Consider the following 2,760-nt stretch of genomic DNA (forward strand, 5'->3'; position numbering starts at 1 on the left):
GACGGCGCCCGCTGGACCTACCCCGGCACCGGCCTGGAGGTCACCGCCCGCGCCGACAAGGGCCGGCTCCTCGTCACCGTCCGCTCCACCGGCGCCGCCGACCGCACCCTGAAGTGGCCTGTCACGGGCGCCGGTTCCGCCTCCGCCGCGCTGCAGCTGCCGCGCGGCGAAGGGCTGTCGATCCCCGCCCGGGACACCTTCTGGAACTCGCCCGCGGCCAAGCTCGCCGGCAGCGAGATCGCCGTGGACTCCGGCCTCTCCCTGCCCCTGTGGGGCTGGTCCGCGGGCCGGACCGGCGTCAGCTACCTCGTCCCCACCGACATCGGCACCACGCTCGGCGTGACCTCCGAGCAGGGCGCGCTGCGCGCCACCGCGGCCCACGCCTTCTCCCGCGGCGAGGGCACCACCGACTACACCGTCGCCTTCAGCCTCACCGACGGCTCCCCGGTCGCCCCCGCCCTCGACTACCGCGCCTGGCTGAAGGAGCACGGGCAGCTCGGCAGCCTCAAGCGCAAGATCGCGGCCGTCCCCGCGAACGAGAAGCTGCTCGGCGCCTTCCACGCCTACACCTGGGGCCCGGCCCGCACCGCCGACGGCGTCCGCAAGCTGCGCGCGCTCGGCGTGGACCGCATGTGGCTCGGCTACGACGCCGACGACCAGCCCATGACCCCGGCCGCCGTCAAGGCCGCCAAGGACGCCGGCTACCTCGTCGGCCCCTACGACTCCTTCGCCAACGGCCAGGACCCGCAGAAGTCCGACGCGCCCACCTCCGTCTGGCCGGACCGGGTCTACCCGGACTTCTGCGTCCAGCGGGCCGACGGCTCGCCCGAGCCCGGCTTCCACGACCGCGGCTGCTACCTGAGCACCGAGGCGTTCGAGAAGGCCGAGCCCACCCGCCACTACCTCGCCGACCGCACGCGCAAGATGACCGCCAACGGCGCCGACAGCTACTTCCTCGACGTCGACGCGGCCGGCGAGCTCTACCGCGACCACAGCGCGGCCCACCCCCAGACCAAGGCCCGCGACCGCGCCAACCGCCTCGCCCGCATGAAGCGCCTCGCCGACGGCGACCGTCTCGCCCTCGGCTCCGAGTCCGCCGGCGCCTGGGCCAACGAGGTCCTCTCGTACGACCACGGCTCCGGCACACCCGTCCACGACGGCCTGTGGGAGGCCCAGCGCGACAAGGCGAAGTGGGGCGGCTACACCCCCGCCAAGGCACCCGGCATCTTCTTCAAGCCCGCCGAACTCCCGGCCGCCGCCGCCAAGGCCATGTACGACCCCGCCTACCGCGTCCCGCTGTACGAGACGGCCCTGCACGACTCCCTCGTCAACGCCGAGCGCTGGGAGCTCTCCTACGACAAGCTGCCGCAGCAGAAGACCGACCGCGCCCTGCTGGCGATGCTCTACAACACCCCGCTCAACTTCGTGATCGGCGGCGACTCCCTGGAGAAGCAGGGCAGCGAGCTCGCCGCCCTGCAGAAGTACTTCTCGCCCCTGCACAAGGCGGCCGGCACCGAACCCATGACGGACTTCCGCACCCTGACCGGCGACCGGAGCGTCCAGCGCACCGCCTTCGGCGACGGCACCCTCACCGTCACCGCCAACTTCGGCACGAAGACGTACGAGGGCCTGCCGGGCGGCTGCGTCGACGCGAAGCTGAAGGGCGACGAGAAGCCGCGGCGCCTCTGCCCCGCCACCGTGAACGTCAACCCGTAGCGCCGAGGGCCAGCACGGCCTCCACCGTGTCGGCCTCCTCCGCCCGTTTGTCCTCCCGGTAGCGCACCACGCGCGCGAACCGCAGCGTCACCCCCGCCGGGTACCGGGAGGACCGCTGGAGACCGTCGAAGGCGACCTCCACCACCAGCTCCGGCCGCACGGTCACCACGAAGCCGTCGTCGCTCACCGCCAGCCCCCGCAGCCGCTCCGTCTGCCACGCCAGCATCGCGTCCGTCATGCCCTTGAAGGTCTTGCCCAGCATCGCGAACGAGCCGTCCGGCCGCCGCGCCCCCAGGTGGAGGTTCGACAGCTTCCCCGTGCGCCGCCCGTGACCCCACTCCACCGCCAGCACCACCAGGTCCAGCGTGTGCACCGGCTTCACCTTCAGCCACGCGGCGCCCCGGCGCCCCGCCGTGTAGGGCGAGGCCAGCGCCTTGACGACCACGCCCTCGTGGCCGCGCCGCAGCACCGCCTCCGCGAAGTCCCGCGCCGCGGCGCGCGCTCCGTCCTCCGCCGGGTCCGCGACCACCAGGCGCCGCACCCGCATGGGCTCCGGCACCACCCGCGCCAGCTCCGCGTGGCGCTCCGCCACCGGCAGCGCCAGCAGGTCACGGCCGTCCACGGCCAGCAGGTCGAAGAAGACCGGGGACAGGGGCACCGTCACCGCGGCCCCGGCCACGTCCAGGCGCGAACCCACCCGGCCCGCCGTCTCCTGGAACGGGCGCGGCCGCCCCTCCGCGTCCAGGGCGATCACCTCGCCGTCCAGCACCGCGGAGGACACCGGCAGCTCCCGCGCCACGCGGCACAGCTCGGGGAGCCGCTCGGTGATCTCCTCCAGCTTGCGCGTCCAGATCCGCACCTCGTCGCCCGCGCGGTGCACCTGCACCCGGATCCCGTCGAGCTTCTCCTCGACGGCGCACGGCCCGAGCCGGTCCAGCGCCTCCTCGACGTCCTTGGCGGTGTGCGCCAGCATCGGCAGCACCGGCCGGCCCACCTCCAGCCGGAAGTCCGCCAGCGCCGCCGGGCCCCGGGCCAGCAGCTCGC

Annotated in this window: 2 protein-coding genes; one reads left to right on the forward strand and one right to left on the reverse strand. The window is 74.2% G+C overall.

Going from position 1 to position 2,760, the window contains the following annotated elements:
* The coding region (locus V7793_RS36120) for a glycoside hydrolase (RefSeq protein WP_336013909.1) at positions 1-1,716 on the forward strand (1,716 nt) is incomplete at its 5' end.
* Here V7793_RS36120 and V7793_RS36125 read toward each other — a convergent pair.
* A partial coding sequence (locus tag V7793_RS36125; protein ID WP_336013910.1) for an ATP-dependent DNA ligase occupies positions 1,706-2,760 on the reverse strand: 1,055 nt, incomplete at its 5' end. The genes V7793_RS36120 and V7793_RS36125 overlap by 11 nt on opposite strands.

This window comes from Streptomyces sp. KLMMK, assembly GCF_036961605.1.
GTDB classification, from domain to species: domain Bacteria; phylum Actinomycetota; class Actinomycetes; order Streptomycetales; family Streptomycetaceae; genus Streptomyces; species Streptomyces telluris.